Annotated in this window: 14 protein-coding genes and 2 pseudogenes; 9 read left to right on the top strand and 7 right to left on the bottom strand. The window is 66.9% G+C overall.

What is annotated here, in order from left to right; translation table 11 throughout:
- Positions 1-11 precede the first annotated feature (11 nt).
- The 3 genes from QM748_RS10265 to QM748_RS10275 form a co-directional block, all read right to left on the bottom strand.
- A complete protein-coding gene (locus QM748_RS10265) occupies positions 12-1,676 on the bottom strand; it encodes a DUF1302 domain-containing protein (protein WP_415246880.1) in 1,665 nt (554 codons plus the stop codon).
- 81 nt (positions 1,677-1,757) lie between these two features.
- Complete coding sequence (locus QM748_RS10270) at positions 1,758-2,801, bottom strand: 2Fe-2S iron-sulfur cluster-binding protein (RefSeq protein ID WP_415246881.1); 1,044 nt, start codon at positions 2,799-2,801, stop codon at positions 1,758-1,760.
- A gap of 10 nt (positions 2,802-2,811) precedes the next feature.
- Positions 2,812-4,035, bottom strand: a complete 1,224-nt coding sequence (locus QM748_RS10275; RefSeq protein WP_415246882.1) for an acyl-CoA dehydrogenase family protein — start codon at positions 4,033-4,035, stop codon at positions 2,812-2,814.
- A gap of 400 nt (positions 4,036-4,435) precedes the next feature.
- Between QM748_RS10275 and QM748_RS10280 the strand changes: the two genes are divergently transcribed.
- The 3 genes and pseudogenes from QM748_RS10280 to QM748_RS10290 all read left to right on the top strand — a co-directional run bounded on the left by QM748_RS10280 (position 4,436) and on the right by QM748_RS10290 (position 7,882).
- Positions 4,436-5,428, top strand: coding sequence for a WD40/YVTN/BNR-like repeat-containing protein (locus tag QM748_RS10280; protein WP_415246883.1), 993 nt, complete (start codon positions 4,436-4,438; stop codon positions 5,426-5,428).
- A 182-nt stretch (positions 5,429-5,610) separates the two neighbouring features.
- Positions 5,611-6,627 (top strand): annotated as a pseudogene (locus QM748_RS10285) (efflux RND transporter permease subunit); the annotation flags it as partial.
- A gap of 358 nt (positions 6,628-6,985) precedes the next feature.
- Positions 6,986-7,882, top strand: coding sequence for an efflux RND transporter permease subunit (locus tag QM748_RS10290; protein WP_415246884.1), 897 nt, complete (start codon positions 6,986-6,988; stop codon positions 7,880-7,882).
- Positions 7,883-7,945: 63 nt separating this feature from the next.
- Here QM748_RS10290 and QM748_RS10295 read toward each other — a convergent pair whose 3' ends face one another.
- Positions 7,946-8,677: a TetR/AcrR family transcriptional regulator gene (locus tag QM748_RS10295; RefSeq protein WP_415246885.1), complete on the bottom strand. Its 732-nt coding sequence runs from the start codon at positions 8,675-8,677 to the stop codon at positions 7,946-7,948.
- Between the two features lie 262 nt (positions 8,678-8,939).
- On the opposite strand from QM748_RS10295, the gene QM748_RS10300 reads away from it, so the two are divergent.
- The 6 genes from QM748_RS10300 (at position 8,940) to QM748_RS10325 (ending at position 17,706) form a co-directional block, all read left to right on the top strand.
- The gene (locus tag QM748_RS10300) at positions 8,940-10,148 is read left to right on the top strand and encodes an acetyl-CoA C-acetyltransferase (RefSeq protein WP_415246886.1); all 1,209 of its coding nucleotides are present in this window, start codon (positions 8,940-8,942) and stop codon (positions 10,146-10,148) included.
- A 33-nt stretch (positions 10,149-10,181) separates the two neighbouring features.
- Entirely contained in the window at positions 10,182-12,380 is a 2,199-nt protein-coding gene (locus QM748_RS10305; RefSeq protein WP_415246887.1) for a 3-hydroxyacyl-CoA dehydrogenase NAD-binding domain-containing protein, read from the top strand.
- 95 nt (positions 12,381-12,475) lie between these two features.
- Positions 12,476-13,564, top strand: coding sequence for an acyl-CoA dehydrogenase family protein (locus QM748_RS10310; RefSeq protein WP_415246888.1), 1,089 nt, complete (start codon positions 12,476-12,478; stop codon positions 13,562-13,564).
- Between the two features lie 5 nt (positions 13,565-13,569).
- Entirely contained in the window at positions 13,570-14,856 is a 1,287-nt protein-coding gene (locus QM748_RS10315; RefSeq protein WP_415246889.1) for an acyl-CoA dehydrogenase family protein, read from the top strand.
- Positions 14,857-14,860: 4 nt separating this feature from the next.
- Positions 14,861-16,051, top strand: coding sequence for a CaiB/BaiF CoA transferase family protein (locus QM748_RS10320; protein ID WP_415246890.1), 1,191 nt, complete (start codon positions 14,861-14,863; stop codon positions 16,049-16,051).
- A gap of 29 nt (positions 16,052-16,080) precedes the next feature.
- Complete coding sequence (locus QM748_RS10325) at positions 16,081-17,706, top strand: AMP-binding protein (RefSeq protein WP_415246891.1); 1,626 nt, start codon at positions 16,081-16,083, stop codon at positions 17,704-17,706.
- Positions 17,707-18,005: 299 nt separating this feature from the next.
- On the opposite strand, the gene QM748_RS10330 is transcribed toward QM748_RS10325, so the two are convergent.
- The 3 genes and pseudogenes from QM748_RS10330 to QM748_RS10340 form a co-directional block, all read right to left on the bottom strand.
- Positions 18,006-18,419: a hypothetical protein gene (locus QM748_RS10330; RefSeq protein WP_415246892.1), complete on the bottom strand. Its 414-nt coding sequence runs from the start codon at positions 18,417-18,419 to the stop codon at positions 18,006-18,008.
- A gap of 152 nt (positions 18,420-18,571) precedes the next feature.
- Positions 18,572-19,573 (bottom strand): annotated as a pseudogene (locus QM748_RS10335) (IS5 family transposase); the annotation flags it as partial.
- 80 nt (positions 19,574-19,653) lie between these two features.
- On the bottom strand, positions 19,654-20,226 hold the full coding sequence (locus tag QM748_RS10340; protein ID WP_415246893.1) for a hypothetical protein: 573 nt from the start codon (positions 20,224-20,226) through the stop codon (positions 19,654-19,656).
- Positions 20,227-20,277: the final 51 nt, after the last annotated feature.

Raw genomic sequence — 20,277 nt, forward strand, 5'->3', positions numbered from 1 at the left:
GTCGTCGCGTCTCAGAAAGTGTATTTGGCGTTGAAGGAGACGTAGTCGCGGTCGGCCATCGTGCGCTGGTGCCTGAGGCTGGGCGAACCGAGGTAGTTGACCCAGGTGAGGCCGAGCGACAGGTTGCCGAGATACTTGAGGTCGGCGCCGAGGGTCAGCCGCTTTTCATCGCGCCCCATGCCTGAATAGGCGCTGCCCTGTACGTTCTGCGTCCAGGTCGCGCGCGTGCTCAGGTCCCAGCCGCTGAAGACGCTCGGGTAGTCGAAGATCGCGCCCAGGCCGATCAGCGTCGAGCCGCGCGTCTGGCCGTCATATACATACTTCGAGAAGCGGCCGTTCTGTCCGGCCATGCCGCCGCTGACCGTCAGCGCATCCACGCCCATGATCCGCTGGTGCACCACTTCGCCCATCAGCGTGGTCTGGTGGGCAAGCGCGCTCGGACCCATCATGTAGAGGGCATTGACGTTGCCCTGCAGGTAGCGGCCGCGGGCCGGGCTGCCGTTGTCGAGATAGACCGGCGCGCCGTCGCGGTAGCTGAGGTCGCCGCCGAACTGGACGCTGTCGCCGATCTTGCTGCTGAGGCTGATGCCGGTGAGCTTGATGTCGTCGAAATAGGCGAGCTTGTAGTACGGCGCGCTGCCCGGCGAAGCGCGGCGGCCGAAGCGCGAGAAGGACGAATAATTGGTGGTGCCGGTGAAGTCGAACAGCATCGCCCCGACACGATCGTGGTAGCGGTAGTGGAACAGTCCGATCTCGATCGCGTCGGTTGGCTGGTAGCGCAGGCCCACGCCCCACTGCCCCGAGTCCTTCGGCTTGATCTCGCCGGCGAAGTTGGCCACCGCGAAGCTGTTGTCCGGCAGTGCGGAAATGACGCCGGGCGCCAGGCGATGGAACTGCGCGCCGGGCCCGAAGGTGTCGGAGCCGAAGAAATCGCCCACCGGGTTCAGCCGTGTTTCTTCCCACTCGTACTGGTAGTAGCCGGTCAGGCTCAGGCTGTCGTTCAGGGTCAGGGTCGCCGAGAGCTGCCCCACCGGCAGGTAGGACTCCTTGGCCTCGGTGCCGGGCACGTTGAACTTCGTCGCATCGACCGGCAACTGGCCCTGGCTGATGTTCGCCCAGAACAGGCTCTCGCCCCAGGCGACGACATGGCGGCCGAGCTTGAGCGACAGATACTGCTCGTCGCCCACCACCCAGTTGCCGTAGATGAATGCGTCGAGCAACTGCGAATCACGGCCGCTGCGCCTGCGCGTCTTGCCGACGAATTCGTCCGCCGCGCCGATCTTGTTGACCGTGCCGGGCGAGTCGTTGTCGTTGCTGCCGCGGTACACCGCGTCGTAGAAGGTGTTGGCGCGCAGCATCGCACCGACGTTGTCGTGGCGCAGGCGCAATTCGCCGAGCGCGCTGACGCGGTTGTTCACCAGCGCGCCGCGCTTGAAGTTGCGCGTGGCGTCGTCGCTGTTGAGGTCATCCAGGTATTCGCGCGCGGCCTTCGAGGTACGCGCCGACGCGGTATAGGACAGCGTCAGCGAATAGTCGAGCGTGGTTTCGTCGCCCAGATAGACGGTGGGCGCGGCCTGCGCGCCGGCACCGATCAAGGCGATGCCGAGCGCGAGCGCCGTACCGGCAGGCCGCCCGGTCCTCGCGCCTGCCCGGCGGAATGGAATGGAAAAACTCATCTCCCTACTCCTTGTTCGAGTTTTTTTGGGGTGCAACGAAAAGCCGCCCGCCGCGCGGAATGCACGTCGGGCGCGGAAGAATCAGCCCGGGAAGCGCACCTTGACGCGCTCGCTGAGCGGCAGCGCCTGGCAGCTCAGCGTCCAGCGCTTGGCCAGGTCCTTGGCGTCGAGCACTTCGTTGTGGCGCAGATGCACCTCGCCTTCGACGATCTGGCACATGCAGGACGCGCACATGCCGGCCTGGCAGGAATACGGCGCGTTGATGCCGGCTTTCAGCGCCGCATCGAGCAAGGTTTCGGTGCCGGCGACCTCCAGCACATGCAGCTCGCCGTCGAGTTCGATCTCCACCGTGGCACGCTCGACGCCCGTCGCCGGCGCAGGTGCGGCAGCATTGATCGCGGCCACGTCCTCCTCGTCGGGCAGGGAGGCGAAACGTTCGACGTGCACGTGCTCGCCATCCATGCCGGCCTGCGCCAGCGCCGACACCATCGCATCCATGAACAGGCCGGGGCCGCAGATGAAGGCCTGGGCGTGGCGCCAGTCGCGCGCCAGTTCGGCAAGCTGGGCGACCGAAGGCACGCCCTGCACCGAGTCGAGCCAGTGGATCACCCGCAGGCGGGCGGAATGCTGCGCGGCGAGCGCGTTGAGCTCGTCGCGGAAGATCACCGAACGCTCGTCGCGGTTGGCGTACAGCAGCAGGATGCGGCCCTGGCCGTGAGCCAGCGCGGAACGCAGGATCGAGAACACCGGCGTGATGCCGCTGCCGCCGGCGCACAGCACGAAGTCATCCTGTAGCGAAACCGGTGTGAACACCCCGGCGGGCGCCATCACGTCCAGCGCGTCGCCGGGGCGGATCTGGTCGCACAGCCAGTTCGAACCCCGCCCGCCCTGCACCCGCTTGACCGTCACCCGCAGGCTGGCATCCAGCGTCGGCGCGCTCGACATCGAGTAGCAGCGCGGCAGATGCCGCCCGAGCACCGGCAGGCGCAGGGTCAGGAACTGGCCCGGCCGGTATTTGAAGACATCGGCCAGTTCCGGCGGCACGTCGAAGACGAGCGACTTGGCGTCGTGCGTCTCGTCGACGACCGCCCGGACCGTGAGGCGGTGATGGCGCGGGGCTGTCATGGCGCGATGCTCAGATGTAGGGATCGGCGTTCGGCAGGCCGAGCATCACCGCACCGTGGGCGCGCGAATAGGCGTCCGCGTTGTTGGCGATGTGGGCGCGGGACTGGTGGATGTCGCGGAACACGCGCTCAATCGGATTTGTCCGGTAAGTGCCCGACGCCGCGCAGGCGCGCATCAGCTCGGCGACCATGGCGGCGCACAGCTTGGGCACCTGCGACGCCTGGGCGCGCTGCAGCAGGCGCTCCTCCACCGGCATCGCCTCGCCGGTCTTGGCACATTCGACGATGCGGGCGTAGTTGCGCAGCAGCACCAGCTTGAGCTGGTCGGTGGCCATCATCGCCTCGGACACCGCCTGCTGGGCGTTGACGTCTTCTGCCGTCTTGGCGCCATGCTTGCCGACGTGGGCCGCGGCGCGCTCGCGGAAATGGGCGATCGCGCCATCGAGCGCGCCGATGCAGGCCGAGGACACCGCACGCTGGAACACCTGGGTGAAGGGGATGCGATACACCCAGCCCGGATTGGTCTGGCGCCCCGGGCAGCCGGCGTCGCTGTGATCGTTGGTGCGCTGGGTGCGGTGCTCGGGCACGAAGGCGCCATCGACGACGATGTCGTGGCTGCCGGTGGCGCGCAGGCCGAGCACGTCCCAATTGTGCTCGATGCGGAAGTCGGCCTTGGGCAGCAGGAAGGTCGCATGCTCGAGCGCGCCGGAACCGTCCTTCTTCGGCAGCAGGCCGCCGAGGAATATCCAGTCGCAGTGCTCGGAGCCGCTGGAAAAGCCCCAGCGCCCGGAGAAGCGGTAGCCGCCCTCGATCGGCTCGGCCTTGCCGGTCGGCATGTAGGTCGAGGCGATGCGCACCGAAGTGTCCCTGCCCCAAACGTCCTGCTGGGCCTGCTCGGGGAACAGCGGCAACTGCCAGTTGTGCACGCCGATCACGCCGTAGATCCAGGCGGTGGACATGCAGCCTTCGGCCAGCGTCATCTGGATGCGGTAGAACACCCGCGGATCCAGCTCGTAGCCGCCGAAGCGCTTCGGCTGCAGCACGCGGAACAGGCCCGCGTCGCTGATTTCCGCCACCGTCTCGGGCGGCACCCTGCCGGCCTGCTCGGCGTCGAAGGCGCGCTCGGCGAGCCTGGGCACCATCGCCCGTGCCCGCGCCAGCAGTTCCACCGCCTCGGGCGTCATGTAGTCCTCGGCCAGAACGCCGGGAATCAGATCCTTGTCAATCGAGCCCATCTACCTGTCCTCCATGATCGCCGATGCGGGCGTGTCGCAATGTGTTTTGCGGCTGACGCTGCCGCAGTGGGCACAATGTTCCACAGGCCCCTGCCGCCCTCATCGTCTGAACGGACTAACGCGGATGGCTCTGAAAATCCCGGTTTTTCCTTTCAATACAAGGATCAAGAATCGATTTTGACGGCGCGCGCAGCGGCATCGAAAAGCTGGACAAGCTTCGGAGCGCCACCGCCCGGCAGGCATCCGGCGAGGACGGCAAACCTTCGGCAACACTTCTACAAGCCGTCGGCAGCCCCTCAGTAACCCTTTTGGACGATGCCTCCAGCGCTGCCGGATCAATAATTCGCACACCCCGCCACCGTCTCCGGACGGCATCCGGATACAAAGTGAGGAGACCCCCATGCTCGCCCCCGTAGGCATGTCGATGGCACTGATCGTCACCGCCGCCAGCATCTATGCGTTCTCGCCCAGGCCCGTGCCTCCGCTCGCGGAAACGCGCATCCCGATCGACAACATGCAGCTCACCACCATCGAGCGCACCGACGCCGGCATCGTCGTCGCCGGCGAACTGGGCTCGATCCTGGTATCGGCCGACGACGGGCAGACCTGGACCAAGGCGGCGCTGTCGCAGGACCGCCAGGCGCTCATCACCCGCGTCGTCTTCGCCGACGGCAAGCGCGGCCTGGCGCTCGGCCACGAAGGCTGGATCCTGCGCAGCGAGGACGGCGGCCTGCACTGGCAGGAAGCCAACTTCAGCGAGCGGAACGGCGAGCCGCTGATGTCGGCGCGCCAACTGCCTTCGGGCGACTGGCTGGCCATCGGCGCCTTCGGCCAGGTGCTGCGCTCGACCGACGACGGCCGCAACTGGTCGCCGGACGCGCTGCCGGATCTCAGCGACTGGCACCTGAACGACATCGCCTCGTCGGCCGACGGCCGCCACTGGCTGATCGTCGGCGAGGCCGGCACCGTGCTGCGCTCGGACGACGGCGGTGAAAACTGGGCGATCGTTCCGCCCTTCTACAACGGCTCGCTGTACGGCGCGGCCCACCTCGGCGGCGAACGCTGGGTGGCCTACGGCATGCGCGGCAACGTGTTCACCAGCGCCGACGGCGGCGATTCCTGGCAGGCGGCGAGGATCCCCGCGCCGGTCTCGATCTACGGCCACGCCCTGCTGCCCGGCGGCGAACTGCTGCTCGTCGGCCAGGGCGGCATGGTGCTGTCGAGCAAGGACGGCGGCCGGCATTTCGACATCGCCAACCGCGAAGGCCGCGCCAGCCTGACCGACATCGCCCTTGCCGGCGACGGCCGCTGGCTGCTGTCGAGCGACGGCGGCCTGCAGGTCCGCACGCCCTCTCCCGCCCCACGGAACACGCAAGACGGAGCCACCGAATGAGCCACGCCCACACCCCCTCCCGGACGGACGCCTTCGTCGCCGTCATGGCCCGCATGCTGATCCGGTGGCGCAAGCCGCTGGGCCTGTTCTTCATGCTGCTGACGCTGGGCCTCGGCTACTCGGCGCTGAACACCCGCCTCGACCCCGGCTTCAACAAGCTGATTCCGCTCAAGCACGAGTACATGGCGGCCTTCCTGGAACATTCGGGCACTTTCTCGGGCGCCAACCGCATCCTGATCAGCGTGCAATGGAAAGGCGAAGGCGACATCTACAACGCCGACTTCCTGCCGGTGCTGCGCAAGGTCAATGACGAAGTCTTCTTCACCCCTGGCGTCAATCGCGGCAGCGTGCGTTCGATCTTCACCCCCAACGTGCGCTACATCGAAGTCACCGAGGAAGGCTTCAACGGCGACGTCGTCATCCCTGCCCGCTTCGAGGCCACCGCGGAAGGCCTGAACCAGGTGCGCGCCAACGTCGCCAAGTCAGGCGTGGTCGGCCGCCTGGTCGCCAACGACCTGAAGTCGGCGCTGGTGCAGGCCGACCTGCTCGAAGTCAATCCGGAAACCGGCGAAAAGCTCGACTACGCCGGCGTCGCGCGCAAGCTCGAGGCGATCCGCGCCGAATTCGCCCAGGGCGACATCGACATCCAGATCGTCGGCTTCGCCAAGGTGATGGGCGACGTCATGGACGGCCTGTTCACCGTGGTGATGTTCTTCCTCGTCGCCTTCGTCACCACCTCGCTGCTGCTGTGGCTGTATTCGCGCTCGCTCAAGCTCACCGTGCTGGCGATCGCGGTGGCGCTGCTGCCGGTGATCTGGCTGCTGGGCATCCTGCCGCTGATCGGCTACGGCATCGACCCGATGTCGGTGCTGGTGCCCTTCCTGATCTTCTCGATCGGCGTGTCGCACGCGGTGCAGATGACCAACGCCTGGAAGCAGGACGTGCTGGCGGGCGAGACCGCGATGGAAGCCGCCGAAGGCGCGTTCCGCAAGCTCGCCATTCCCGGCATCATGGCCCTGCTCGCCAACGCGCTGGGCTTCCTCGTCATCATGGTCATCGACATCCCGATCGTGCACGAGCTGGGCCTGACCGCCTGCCTCGGCGTCGCGCTGATGATCATGACCAACAAGATGTTCATGCCCATCATCCTGTCCCACCTGCACCTCGAACGCATGGCGCTCGACCAGCCGGTGGACAACAAGGAAAAGCACCCGATGTGGTGGAAGGTCTCGGCGCTGTCCGAACCGCGCCCGGCGCTGGTCACCTTCGCCGTGATGCTGGTGCTGCTGGCCGCCGCCACCTGGTACTCGCGCCAGCTCCAGACCGGCGACATCGGCAGCGGCGTGCCCGAGCTGCACGCCGACTCGCGCTACAACCTCGACAACGACACGATCATCAGCAACTACTCGATCGGCATGGACGTGCTGTCGGTCTATGCGGAAACCGAGAACCTCCAGGAAGCCTGCCTGAACTGGGACGTCATGAACGCCGTCGAGCGCTTCGACCTCCACATGCGCGGCGTTCGACGGCGTCCAGTCGGTCAGCACCGTGGCGAGCATGGCCAAGCTGTACGCCGCCGGCAACAACGAGGCCAATCCGCGCTGGGCCGCGCTGCAGCGCACCGAAGCGGCACTGCGCACCGGCGGCCGCGCCGCCAACCCGGAGAACGGCCTCAATTCGCACGGCTGCAAGACCATCCACCTCGCCGTCTACCTGAACGACCACCAGGGCTCGACGCTCAAGCACGTGGTCGACGAGGCCCGCGCCTTCATCGACCAGGACCACACGCCCAACGTCACTTTCCGCCTGGCCGGCGGCAACGCCGGCGTGGCGATCGCCACCAACGAGGCGGTCGAGACGGCCGAAGTGCAGATGCTGGCCTCGATCTTCGCCTCGATCTCGCTGCTGTGCTGGCTGACCTTCCGCTCCTGGCGCGCGGTGCTGTGCGTGATCGTGCCGCTGATGCTGGTGACCATCATGTGCAACGCGCTGATGGCGCTGCTGGGCATCGGCCTCAAGGTCGCCACGCTGCCGGTGATCGCGCTCGGCGTCGGCGTCGGCGTGGATTACGGCATCTACATCTACGAGCGCCTGCAGCACGAGATGGCCGAACGCGGCTACGGCCTGCGCGAAGCCTTCTACGAAGCGATGCGCCAGCGCGGCACCGCGGCGGTATTCACCGCGGTGACGATGTCGATCGGCGTCGGCACCTGGGCCTTCTCGGCGCTGAAGTTCCAGGCCGACATGGGCATCCTGCTGGCCTTCATGTTCCTGGTGAACGTGCTCGGCGCGATCTTCCTGCTGCCGGCGCTGGCCTGCTGGCTGGGCGTGGGCCGCGAAGCCCGCTCGGACCGCAGCCGCCCGGGCCATACCCGGCCCGGCCTGAGCGATGCAGGCACCAAGCAGCCCGGCGCGATGCGCACCACCGCCGTATCGCAGCCGCTGCGCTCCTGAACCCTCCGGACGCCGACCAGACCAAAGGGCGCCGACGCAACCGTCGGCGCCCTTTCTCTTTTTCTAGGGCTCGGCCGGGTCCTGGCGGGAATCGAGCATGCCGCGCGCAATGCGCACCAGCATCGGCTCCAGCGAAGGAGAGTCGAGCAGTTCGGGCCGCTCCTCGACGACGGTGGCGAGCAGGATGCGCATGCCGCGCACGAGCATGAAGGCGGCCAACGCGGTGTCGGGCTCGCCGATTTCTTCCGCATGCTGCTGCAGCAGACGCTCCGAGTTGGCCACCAATTGCTCCGAGCTGCAATCGCCGCGGCCCAGGCCTTGCGCGCGGCCGAACTGCATGTTGCGGGCGTACTGGCGATAGAAGTCCTTGCCCAGCGACAGCAGCCGCTTTTCGGTCTGCACCGTGTTGCGGAACAAGGCCTGCAGCAGTTCGTCCAGCGACTGGCGGTTGAGGCGGAAAAGCTCGGGCGAGGCGGCGACGGAGGCCTCGTCCATGATGCGCTTGCTGATCTCGACCAGGATCGCCTCCTTGTTCGGGAAATACTGGTAGAGCGCGCCGATCGAGACACCCGCGCGTTGCGCCACGTTGCGGGTGGTGACGGCATCCACGCCCTGCGTGCGCAGCAATTCGTCGGCCGCGCCGATGATCGCCTCGACGGTGAAACGCGCACGCGCCTGCGACGGCTGGGCGCGCCGTGCGCCAGGCTCGGCCCCGGCGCGCACGGCCGGGGCCTGCGCACGCGGAGTCCTGCCCTGCCTGGCCGCGGGAGCCGCCCTCGATGTCTGCCTGCCCATGATCCGCCTCCCTGCCCTGTCTCCGGCCGCCCTTCGAAGTCTCACCCTTCGAAGCCCGCCCGGCACGACATTTTTGTTCGGTTTTTTGCAGCGCAAAAAACTTCATTTCTTTCAACACCATACGGATCGTATATCGATCACGTTCGGTTTCAAACTCGGATTTCCAGGAATCCCCGGCGCCTGCCCTAGCATGGCCTTCATCGACACGCCTGCCGCCATGGAGCGTCGTCCTCCCGACCATCACCTTCGACAAAGGACAGTCATGACCGAGGTCTTCATCTACGACCACGTACGCACGCCGCGCGGCAAGGGCAAGGCCGACGGCGCGCTCGCCGAAATCACGCCCGTGCAGCTCGCCGCGCAGATGCTGCAGGCCCTGCGCGACCGCAACCGCCTGGACAGCACCCTGGTCGAGGACGTGCTGCTCGGCTGCGTGGTGCCGGTCGGCGAACAGGGCGGCAACATCGCCCGCGTCGCCGCGCTGGTGGCAGGCTACGACCACGGCGTGCCGGGCATGCAGCTCAACCGCTATTGCGGCTCGGGGCTGGAAGCGGTGAACTTCGCCGCGGCCAAGGTCGCCTCCGGCCAGAACGACATGGCCATCGGCGGCGGCGTCGAAAGCATGTCGCGGGTGCCGATGGGCAGCGACGGCGGCGCGATGGCGCTCGATCCGCAGGTCGCGTTCAAGATGTACTTCACCATGCAGGGCGTCAGCGCCGACCTGCTATCCACGCTGCACGGCTTCAGCCGCGGGCAGTGCGACGCCTATGCGCTGGAAAGCCAGCGCCGCGCCGCGCGGGCATGGGCGAACGGCTGGTTCGAGCGTTCGGTGGTGCCGGTCAGGGACGTGCTCGGCCTGCCGGTGCTGGCCAGGGACGAGGCGCTGCGGCCCGACACCACGCTCGAATCGCTCGCCGCGCTCAAGCCCGCCTTCCTCGAGATGGGCACGCAGTACGGCTTCGACGGCGTGGCACTGCAGAAATACCCGCAGCTCGAGGCCATCGAGCACATGCACCACGCCGGCAACAGCTCGGGCATCGTCGATGGCGCCGCCGCGGTGCTGGTCGGCAATGCCGAAGCCGGCGCGCGTGCCGGTCTCAAGCCGCGCGCCCGCATCCGCTCGGTGGCCGCCGTCGGCTCCGAGCCCACGCTGATGCTCGACGCCCCCAGCCATGCCGCGCAGAAGGCGCTGAAGAAGGCCGGCATGACGGCCTCGGACATCGGCCTGTGGGAACTGAACGAAGCCTTCTCCTCGGTCGTGCTGTGCCTGATGGAACGCCTCGCGGTGCCGCACGAGCGCATCAACGTCAATGGCGGCGCGATCGCCATGGGCCATCCGCTCGGCGCGACCGGCGCCATGATCCTCGGCACCCTGCTCGACGAGATGGAGCGCCGCCAGGTCGGCACCGGCCTGGTCTCGCTGTGCGAAGCCGCCGGCATGGGCAGCGCCACCATCATCGAGCTCGTCTGAGCCCCACCCGACATCCTGAAGGAATCGACACTCATGACTGAAGTCATCCACGTCTCGGTGGACGCCGACGGCATCGCCACCCTGCTCTTCGACCGCCGCGACAGCAACATGAACGTCATGGACATGAAGTTCATGGACGAGATCGAGGCCGCCATCGAACGCCTCGCCGGCGACGATGCGATCAAGGGCGCGATCTTCACCTCGGGCAAGCCGGTGTTCGCCGCCGGCGCCGACCTCAAGCAGATCGAGGCTTCGTTGAACTCCAGCCAGAACAGCGCCGACCGGGACACGCCGGTGGCCGAGCGGCTGGCGCGGAACGCCTCGCTGTCGCGAGTGCTGCGGCGCATGGAAACCTGCGGCAAGCCGGTCGCCTGCGCCATCAACGGCACCGCGCTGGGCGGCGGCACCGAGATCGCGCTGGCCTGCCATTACCGCGTCGCCGCCGACGCCAGGGGCATCCGGCTCGGCCTACCCGAAGTGCAGGTCGGCCTGCTGCCGGGCGGCGGCGGCACCCAGCGCGTGCCGCGCCTGATCGGCATCCAGGCGGCGATGCCGGTGCTGATGGAGGGCCAGGCGCTGTCGGCGGAGAAGGCGCTGAAGATGGGCCTGATCCACCGCATCGTGCCGGCCGCCGACCTGATCGCCGAAGCGAAACGCTGGCTGATCGAGGAAGGCGACCCGGTGCAGCCGTGGGACAAGAAAGGCTACAAGCTGCCGGGCGGCGCCGGCCCGTCCTCACCCGCGGTGGCGCAGATGCTGGTGGTCAGCAACGCGATGCTGCAGGCGAAGACCTTCCACAACCTGCCCGCGCCGAAGGCGATCCTGTCCTGCCTGTACGAAGGCCCGCAGCTGCCGATGGACAAGGCGCTGGAAGTCGAGGCCAAGTACTTCACGCTGCTGCAGCTCGATCCGGTGTCGCGCAACATGATCCGCACCCTGTTCATCAACAAGGGCAAGGCGGACAAGCTGATGCACCGCCCCGCAGGCATCGCGCGGACGACATTCCGCAGGATCGGCGTCGTCGGCGCCGGCCTGATGGGCGCCGGCATCGCCTTCCACTGCGCCAGGCTGGGCATCGAAACCGTGCTGATCGACCGCGACCGGCAGGCCGCCGACAAGGGCAAGGGCTACGCCGCCAAGCGCCTGGAGCGGGACATCGCCAAGGGCCGCACGAGCCGGGACGAGGCCGACGTCATCCTCGCCCGCATCCACCCCACGACCGACTACGCCGGGCTGGCCGAAGTCGAGCTGGTGGTGGAGGCGGTGTTCGAGGATCGCGCGCTCAAGGCCGGCATCACGCGCAAGCTGGAAGCGGTGCTGCCGGCGCATGCGGTGATCGCCTCCAACACATCGGCGCTGCCGATCAGCGAACTGGCCGAAGCCGGCGCGCGGCCGCAGAACTTCATCGGCATGCACTTCTTCTCGCCGGTCGAGCGCATGCCGCTGGTCGAGATCATCCTCGGCCGCAGGACTTCGCCCGAAACCCTGGCGCGCGCGCTCGACCTCGCGCAGGCGATGAAAAAGACGCCGATCGTGGTCAATGACGGCCCCGGCTTCTTCACCAGCCGCTTCATCGGCGCCTACATCAACGAAAGCCTGGTGATGGTCACCGAAGGCGTGAATCCGGCGCTGATCGAGAACGCGGCGAAGATGGCCGGCATTCCGGTCGGCCCGCTCACCGTATCCGACGAGATCGGCCTCGACACCGCCTGGCATGCCAGCCAGCAGCGCAAGCGCGACGAAGGCGACGCCTTCGTGCCGACGCCCACCTTCCGCCTGGTCGAGAAGCTCGCCGGCGAACTCGGCCGCCATGGCCGCAAGAACGGCAAGGGCTTCTTCGCTTATGCCGAGGACGGCAGCAAGAAGCTGTGGCCGGGCCTGGCCGAGCTGTTTCCGCCGCTGGCCGAGCAGCCCACGGTCGACGAGGTCAGGACGCGCATGCTGTACGCGCAGCTCGTCGATGCCGCCAGGGCGATGGCCGACGGCGTGCTGCTCGATCCGGCCGACGGCGACGTCGGCTCCATCCTCGGCGTCGGCTTCCCGGCCTATCTGGGCGGCCCGTTCTCGATGATGGACACCATCGGCATCGCCGAAGTGGTGGCCGAATGCGACCGCCTCGCCGCCCGCCACGGCGCGCAGTTCGCCGCGCCGCAGTTGCTGCGCGACATGGCCGCCGAAGGGCTGAGCTTCCACGGCGCGCGGCGCGTCACGCCGCCGGCGGCGGTGCGCTGAACGGCCCGCCCCGCTTCATCGCGCCCTCTCCTTCCACCCAGGCCGCTGCCGCCGCCGACATCCGGCGGGCGGCAGCGCCGCACCAGGAACCCGGCATGAATTTCGACTTTTCCGACGACCAGCGCCTGCTGCAGGAGGCAGTGCGCACCATGCTGGCCGAAACCAGCACTTCGCAGGCGGTACGCGAAGTGCTGGAAGGCCGCGCCAGCCATTGCGACACCGTATGGCGCAACCTGATCGGGATGGGCGCGGCCACCGCGGCGATCCCCGAGCAATACGGCGGCGCCGGGCTCGGTTATCTGGAACTCTGCCTGGTGGCCGAGGAAGCCGGCCGCCATCTGGCCGCGGTGCCGCTGTGCTCCAGCATCTACCTGGCCGCCGAAACCCTCCTGCGCGCCGGCAGCAAAGCGCAGAAGCAGCGCTGGCTGCCGCGCATCGCCAGCGGCGAACTGATCGCCACCGCCGCCCTCGGCAGCCGCGAACGCTATCGCGCCGGCACGCCGCTCGGCTTCGACGGCGAGACGCTCAGCGGCAGCAGCCCGGCCCTGGTCGACGGCGGCAGCGCCGGGCTGGCCGTGCTGCGGGCCGGCAACGAGCTCGTGCTGGTCGAGCTCGACGGCAAGGGCGTCAGCCGCCGGCCGCTGCCCACGCTCGACCCCACGCGCCCGCTCGCCGAGCTGCACTTCGACCATACGCCGGCCGAACGCCTGCCCGCCTCCAGAGCGGCCGCCGTCGCCAGCCGCGTGCTCGACGGCGCCGCGGTGCTGCTGGCCTTCGAACAGGTCGGCGGTGCCGCCCGCATCCTGCAGCAGACCCGCGACTACTCGCTCGAACGCCAGGCCTTCGGCCGCCGGATCGGCAGCTTCCAGGCCCTGAAGCACAAGATGGCCGACATCTACACCGCGATCGAACTCGCCCGCGTGCATGCCTACTACGGCGCCTGGGCGCTGTCCTCCGACGCCCCCGAACTGCCCAGGGCGGCGGCCGCGGCCCGCGTCGCCGCCACCCGCGCCTACGTGTTCGCCGCCGAGGAAGGCATCGAGCTGCACGGCGGCATCGGCTTCACCTGGGAGATGGACTGCCACCTCCACTACCGCCGCGCCCGCCATCTGGGGCAACTGATCGGCAGCGAACATGCCTGGCGCGCGCGCCTGGCCGACACACTCATCGAGGAGGCCGCGTAAGCACCATGGATTTCACGGACACCCCGGAAGAAGCCGCCTTCCGCGCCGAAGTGCGCGCCTGGCTGGCGACCAACGGCCAGCGCCGCAGCCGGCCCGACGAAATCTTCGGCGAAGGCCTGGACGACGGCGCGCGGCTGGCCGCGGCCAAGGCCTGGCAGGCCAGGAAGGCCGCCGCCGGCTATGCCGCCATCGCCTGGCCCAGGGAGGCCGGCGGCCGCGGCGGCACCGCGATGCAGCAAGTCATCTACCAGCAGGAGGAAGCCGCCTACCTAGTGCCGGGCATGATCTTCGAGATCAGCATCGGCATGGGCCTGCCCACCGTGATGATGTGGGCCGCGCCCGAACTCAAGGCCCGCTTCCTGCGCCCCGGCCTGGCCGGCGAGGAAATCTGGTGCCAGCTCTTTTCCGAACCAGGCGCCGGTTCCGACACCGGCGCGGTGCGCACCCGCGCGGTGCGCGACGGCGACGACTGGATCATCAACGGCCAGAAGGTCTGGACCTCGGGCGCCCACTTCTGCGACTACGGCATCCTGCTCGCCCGCAGCGACTGGGACAAGCCGAAGCAGGAAGGGCTGACGATGTTCATCGTCGACATGAAAGCCGCCGGCGTCGAGGTGCGGCCGATCCACCAGATGTCGGGCGAAGCGGAATTCAACGAAGTCTTTCTCACCGACGTGCGCATTCCCGACCGCTACCGCCTCGGCCCCGAATGCGGCGGCTGGAAGGTGATGCTGAGCACGCTGATGCAGGAACGCCTGTCGGTCGGCGGCAACCTGCCCACCGACCTGCACGAGCACCTGATCGCGCTGGCGAGGAAGTGCGAGTGGGAACGCGGCGCCTGGGACAGCGGCGACAGCGCCCCGCGCCCGGCGATCGAGGACGAGCGCGTGCGCGCCCGCATCGCCGACGCCTATCTCCAGCAGCACGGCGTCGAGCTGCTGATCGCGCGCGGCCTGACCGCGGTGTCCAAGGGCCGTCCGCCCGGCCCCGAACTGTCGATCACCAAGCTGGTCGCGGGCAAGGCGCTGCAGGACATCGCCGCCTTCGCCGTCGAACTGGCCGGCGCCGAAGGTTTGATCGGCCACCAGGCGCTGGGCGGCGACTGGCGCTACATGCAGCGGCTGTGGCTCAGCTCGCCCGGCGCCCGCATCGGCGGCGGCACCGACGAGATCCTGAAGAACGTCGTCGCCGAGCGCGTGCTCGGCCTGCCCGGCGAAATCCGCACCGACCGGAAGCTCCCCTTCCGCGAACTCGAACGCGGCCCGCAGGCCGCTCCCGCACAAGGACACTGACACGATGGCAGCCAAACCGCTCGACGGCATCCGCATCCTCGACTTCACCCAGTTGCTGCCCGGCCCGATGTGCACACTGCACCTGGCCGACATGGGCGCCGACGTCATCAAGATCGAGCCGCCCGGCGGCGAGGCCGGGCGCGGCCCGGCGGGCACGCCGGTCTCGCATTTCTTCCACACGGTCAATCGCAACAAGCGCTCGATCACGCTCGACCTGCGCGCGCCCGGCGCACGGGAAGTCGTGCACCGCCTGGCCGCCAGCGCCGACGTGGTCGTCGAAGGCTTCCGCCCCGGCGTCATGGCCCGGCTCGGCATCGGCTACGAGGATCTGAAGGCGATCAATCCGCGCCTGGTCTATTGCGCGATCAGCGGCTACGGCCAGGACGGCCCGCTCGCCCAGCTCGGCGGCCACGACATCAACTACCAGAGCTATGCCGGCATCCTGGAGCAGAGCGCGGCGCCGGGCGGGCCGCCCCATCCCGGCAACTTCCCGATCGCCGACCTGGCCGGCGGCGCGCTGTCGGCAGCGATGGCGATCCTCGCCGCGCTGTTCGACGCCCGGCGGAGCGGCCAGGGGCGCTTCATCGACGTGTCGATGACCGACTGCGCGCTGGCGCTCAACACCCAGCCGCTGGCCAGCCTGCACACCTGGAAGCAGCCCGTGCCCGCCGGCCGCGACACGCTGTCGGGCGGGCTGCCCTGCTACGGCACCTACGAAACCGCCGACGGCCGCCATCTCGCCGTCGGCGCGCTGGAGCCCAAGTTCTGGCAGGCCTTCTGCGCCGCTGCCGGCTGCCCCGAACTGGGCAAGAGCGGCTGGGCCGCCGGCAAGTCGGGCGCCGCGGTGCGCGCGCAGGTCGCCGCCATCGTCAAGGCGCGCACGCTGGCCGAATGGATCGGGGTCTTCGACAGCGTGGATGCCTGCGTCAGCCCGGTGCTGCGCATCGACGAAGTGCTCACCCACCCGCTGACCCGGGCGCGCGGCATGACGGTGGAAACGCCGGTGCCGGACGGCAGCAGCGTGCCCTGCTTCGCCTTCCCGGTGAAGATGAGCGGCTTCGCTTTCACCCTCGACCGCGTGCCGCCGGCCGCGGGGCAGCACGACGAGGAAGTGCTGCGCGAGAGCGGCCACGGCGACGGCGACATCGCCCGCCTGCGCGAAGCCGGCGCGATCCGGCCGCCCGCGGCGAACTGAACACGAAAACACGAGCACGGAGACACCCTATGAGCACACGCAGCTACAGCCTCGCCGACCTCTTCGCCATCGCCGCCGAAACCGTTCCCGAGCGCGAGGCCCTGATCGTCGGCGACACCCGCCGCAGCTACGGCCAGATGGCCGCGCGCGTCGAACGCCTCGCCGCCTGGCTGCACGCCCAGGGCATCGGCCAGGGCGACGTCGTCGGCCTGCAGATGTACAACTCGGCGGAATACCTCGAAGCCTTTCTGGCCGCCTGCCGCGTCCGCGCAGTGCCCGCCAACATCAACTACCGCTACGTCGCCGACGAACTGCGCTACCTCTACGCCAACGCCGGCATCAAGGCGCTGTTCTACAGTTCCGGACTCGAAACCGCGGTGGGCGAGGCGCTGGACGCCGCGCCCGAACTGCGCGTCAAGGTCCGCACCGGCTCCGGCCTTCCCGCGCTGGCCGGCGCGGTCGCCTTCGACGACGCGCTCGCACACGACGTCCCGGCGCTGCGCGAGCTGCGCTGCAGCGACGACGACATCTCCCTGCTCTACACCGGCGGCACCACCGGCAAGCCCAAGGGCGTGATGTGGCCGCACAAGGCGCTGTTCTTCGGCTGCCTCGGCGGCGGCTCGGCCTACACCCCGGCCGAAGGCCCGATCACTACGCCCGAAGAACTCGCCGACCGCATCCGCAAGGCGCATCCGCTGCGCTTCATGCCGGTCGCGCCGCTGATGCACGGCGCCGCCCACTGGGCGACGATGGTGTCGCTCTACACCGGCCACACCGTGGTGCTCAACGATCAGCAGCACTTCGACCCCCGGCACGTGCTCGACATCGTCGCCACGCACAAGGTCAACGGCCTCGCCCTCGTCGGCGACGCGATGGCGGTTCCGCTGCTCGATGCCCTGAAGGCCGACCCCGCACGCTGGGATCTGTCCTCGCTGTTCATCTTCGGCAACGGCGGCGCGGTGATGTCGGCGCACGTCAAGGAAGCGCTGCGCCCCTTCCTGCCGCCGAACGTGTATTTCAGCGACGGCATCGGCTCGTCCGAAGGCGGCCAGTTCGGCATCGGCGCCAAGCCCGCCGAGGGCGGCATGATCCGCATCGCCCCCCATCCCCAGCTGCGCGTGGTGGTGGACGGCCAGCGCCTCGCCGCGCCCGGCGAAACCGGCATCCTCGCCCGCAGCGGCTACCTCCCGCTCGGCTACCACGGCGACCCGGCCAAGACCGCCGAAACCTTCGTCAGCATCGACGGCACCCGCTACGTCATCACCGGCGACGCCGCCACCATCGCCGAGGACGGCAGCATCGTGATCTTCGGCCGCGGCAACAACTGCATCAACACCGGCGGCGAAAAGGTCTTCCCCGAGGAAGTGGAAGAAGTGCTGCGCATGAGCCCGCAGCTCCTCGACGCCGTCGTCGTCGGCCTGCCAGATCCGCGCTGGGGACAGAAGGTCACGGCGGTGGTTTCGGTGCGCCCCGAAGCGACACTGGACGCCGACGCGCTGAAAGCCCTGTGCCACAGCCATCTCGCCGGCTACAAGGTGCCGAAGGACATCGTCGCGGTGCCGGAAGTGCTCCGCTCGGCGGCAGGCAAGGCCAACTATGTGTGGGCGAAGGAGACGGCGCAGAAGGCTTTGGCGGCTAGCGCGGCGAGCGTCTGATCTTTGCCATTCCTCGCGACGGCGATACTAGCAGCTCCTTGCCGTGCGTTGGCCATGATGATGCTGAAGCCAAACCATCTACCGACTAGTTGTCCGTCATTCGAGGGCAACTAGTCGGGGAAAAACAGTCTGTTTCGTCTTTGTCCATTGCGATGCTGCCACTCACAAAGCAACCACGCTCAGCCGTGATCAGCAGAAGAGGAGCATGAGAGTGTAATTAAGTTCTGCCACATCCTGCGGCCGCAGATCTTCAGAAAAGGGTTGGCGAAAAATCCCTTGCAGACAAGTTAGAGCTCACGTTAATCAACACTCCAAAACAACTCAATCCAATGCTCATTTGGACCAGGATTAATGCACGTGTACAAAAATGCGGTAATTCCGCCGTCGTGATACCAAATCTCTAATTGATCTGCCGCCATTTCACTTCGTACGATCGAAAGAAACTCCTCCGCTAGCTTCACTCTTGACTCAGCACTTGGCGCCGATGGGGCCAATATGGTTTTATCGAAGAATGTTGCAATATCTTTGAGGCCGGCGGGCTGAAAAAAACCTTCTGAACGCTCAACTCCTCCGCAAATCCAGATCACTTCTAGGTTATTACGATCAAAACTGACTGGGTACTTGATCGAAAATCCTCCTTCCTGATATGCACCATCCGAGATTGCTGAGAGGGCATCAAAGAAGCCTATTAAACGAGGGGGTAGCTGTTTCATGAATTATAACAAGCTGATGCAAAAGAACTGAACACCGCACTAACCAAGGGGTTCAAATTGATCGTCACAGAGGCTTCGTCGAGAGAATGTTTTTTCAATTCGGCCCATATTGCCGGCATGCCCATTCCGAGACTGACCAACCCCTGGCTCGTTTGCCCGATGAATCGCGTCTTGCGCAGCCCACCGACCGTCTTGAGCCAGCCGAAGATTTCCTCCACCCGCTTTCGCTTGCGTTGGCTGATCCGATAGCCCTCGGTTCGCGTCGTGCGCCCATCGAGCCCGGGCGTGCAGCGATGGTCGATCCGGGCGATGTGTGGCCGGATATGCTGCTCGCGCAGGTGCGTCACGAAATCCTTGATGTGGTAACCCTTGTCAGCCGCCAGACTCTTGGGATGGATGCGCCGTCGGCGGGCACGGGTGAGCATCGTGCGTGCGGCGCGGTGCTCGGCCTGCGTCGATTCCGTGATCAGGATGTTGACACACAGCCCATGACGGTTCTCCATGAGCACATGTCCGCCGTAGCTGAGCCTGGCAGGCTGGCCGTTACCCTTGCGCATGAGCCGTGCGTCAGGATCGGTGCTGCTCTGGTGTGTGGCGTTCGAACGCTTCTCACCTTTGAAATCGACCATCCCCGTGCCATCCCCACCGTCTTTCGGCGGCTCGCCGTCCTTGCGTTTGAAACTCTTGAACGAGGCCCAGGCTTCGATCAGCGTGCCGTTGACAGTGAAGTGCTCCGAGGACAGCAGATGCTGCCGGCGCGCCAGACGGACGACCTCGTCAAAGAAGCGGCGGGCGATATCAGTCGCCACCAGGCGTTCGCGCAGGCGGCTGAAATTCGACTGGTCCAGGCCCGCGCTCTCCAGGTCCATGTCGAGGAACCAGCGAAAGAGGATGTTGTAGTCCAGTTGTTCACAGAACTGCCGGTCCGAGCGGATCGAGTACAGGGCGATCAGCAATTGCCCCTTGAGCAGGCGCTCAGGCGGAATCGACGGGCGGCCGGTACTCGAGTACAACGCATCCAGGTCCGCCGAAATGGCACCCAGCGCCCGATCGGCCAATTGCTTCACCCTTCGCAGGGGATGATCGGCCGGTACGCGCGATTCCGGCGAGAAATAATGAAACATCGAGGACTGGGGATCGAGTGGGCCGCGCATCGCTGTCAGGACAAGGGATTGAGGAACGGGTCTATGACTAGCAACTCGCAGGATCGTTCACTGGGTTATGCATCAACCTGTTAGGGCGCTTTTTCATAAAACCGACTATCCAAAGTGGAAATACCCAGATCTTTCTTCAGCATCTTCACCATGCGCGGCGCCTCCTGAACCAACGGCAGGAATGGGCCTGGTAGGCCCTTTAAGTCTTCCAGTGCGCCAAGGGTTCTGGTTTTGAATTCTGCATAGTCCTGCACTCCCAACTCCTGCTCTGACTTCGCCTCACCATTGCGCATCTTTTTAAGGCTATCAAGGGTTGCATGGATTCTCGCTATACGATCATTGGCGGGAGTGAAAGCAATTTGTATATCTCTGTGCAGTGCTTCGGGCATAAACAGACTTGCCCTAAAAAATGCGTTCTGCGTTTCAATGAACCCCGAGACCACTTTGGCATATTGGTCCATGGTCAGTTTGTCATTGGGTGCGCAAAGCGACGTAAATTCGAGAAGCTGCGTAACGAGATTGCCATATATCTCGATCTTCTTCGCGTAGATGATCTCCCTGTACTTGCTCCAGCGACCTTGAAGGAAACCAAGGTAAACGCCCGCAGCAGCGGCAAGAACCGGAGCAATAAGTTTGACGAGCCAGTCATCCATGCGTAAGCGCCCTAACGCCTGAATTAAGCCGCGCCGCGAAGCGGCGTCGGC

This window comes from Thauera sp. (assembly GCF_047601425.1).
Lineage (GTDB): Bacteria > Pseudomonadota > Gammaproteobacteria > Burkholderiales > Rhodocyclaceae > Thauera.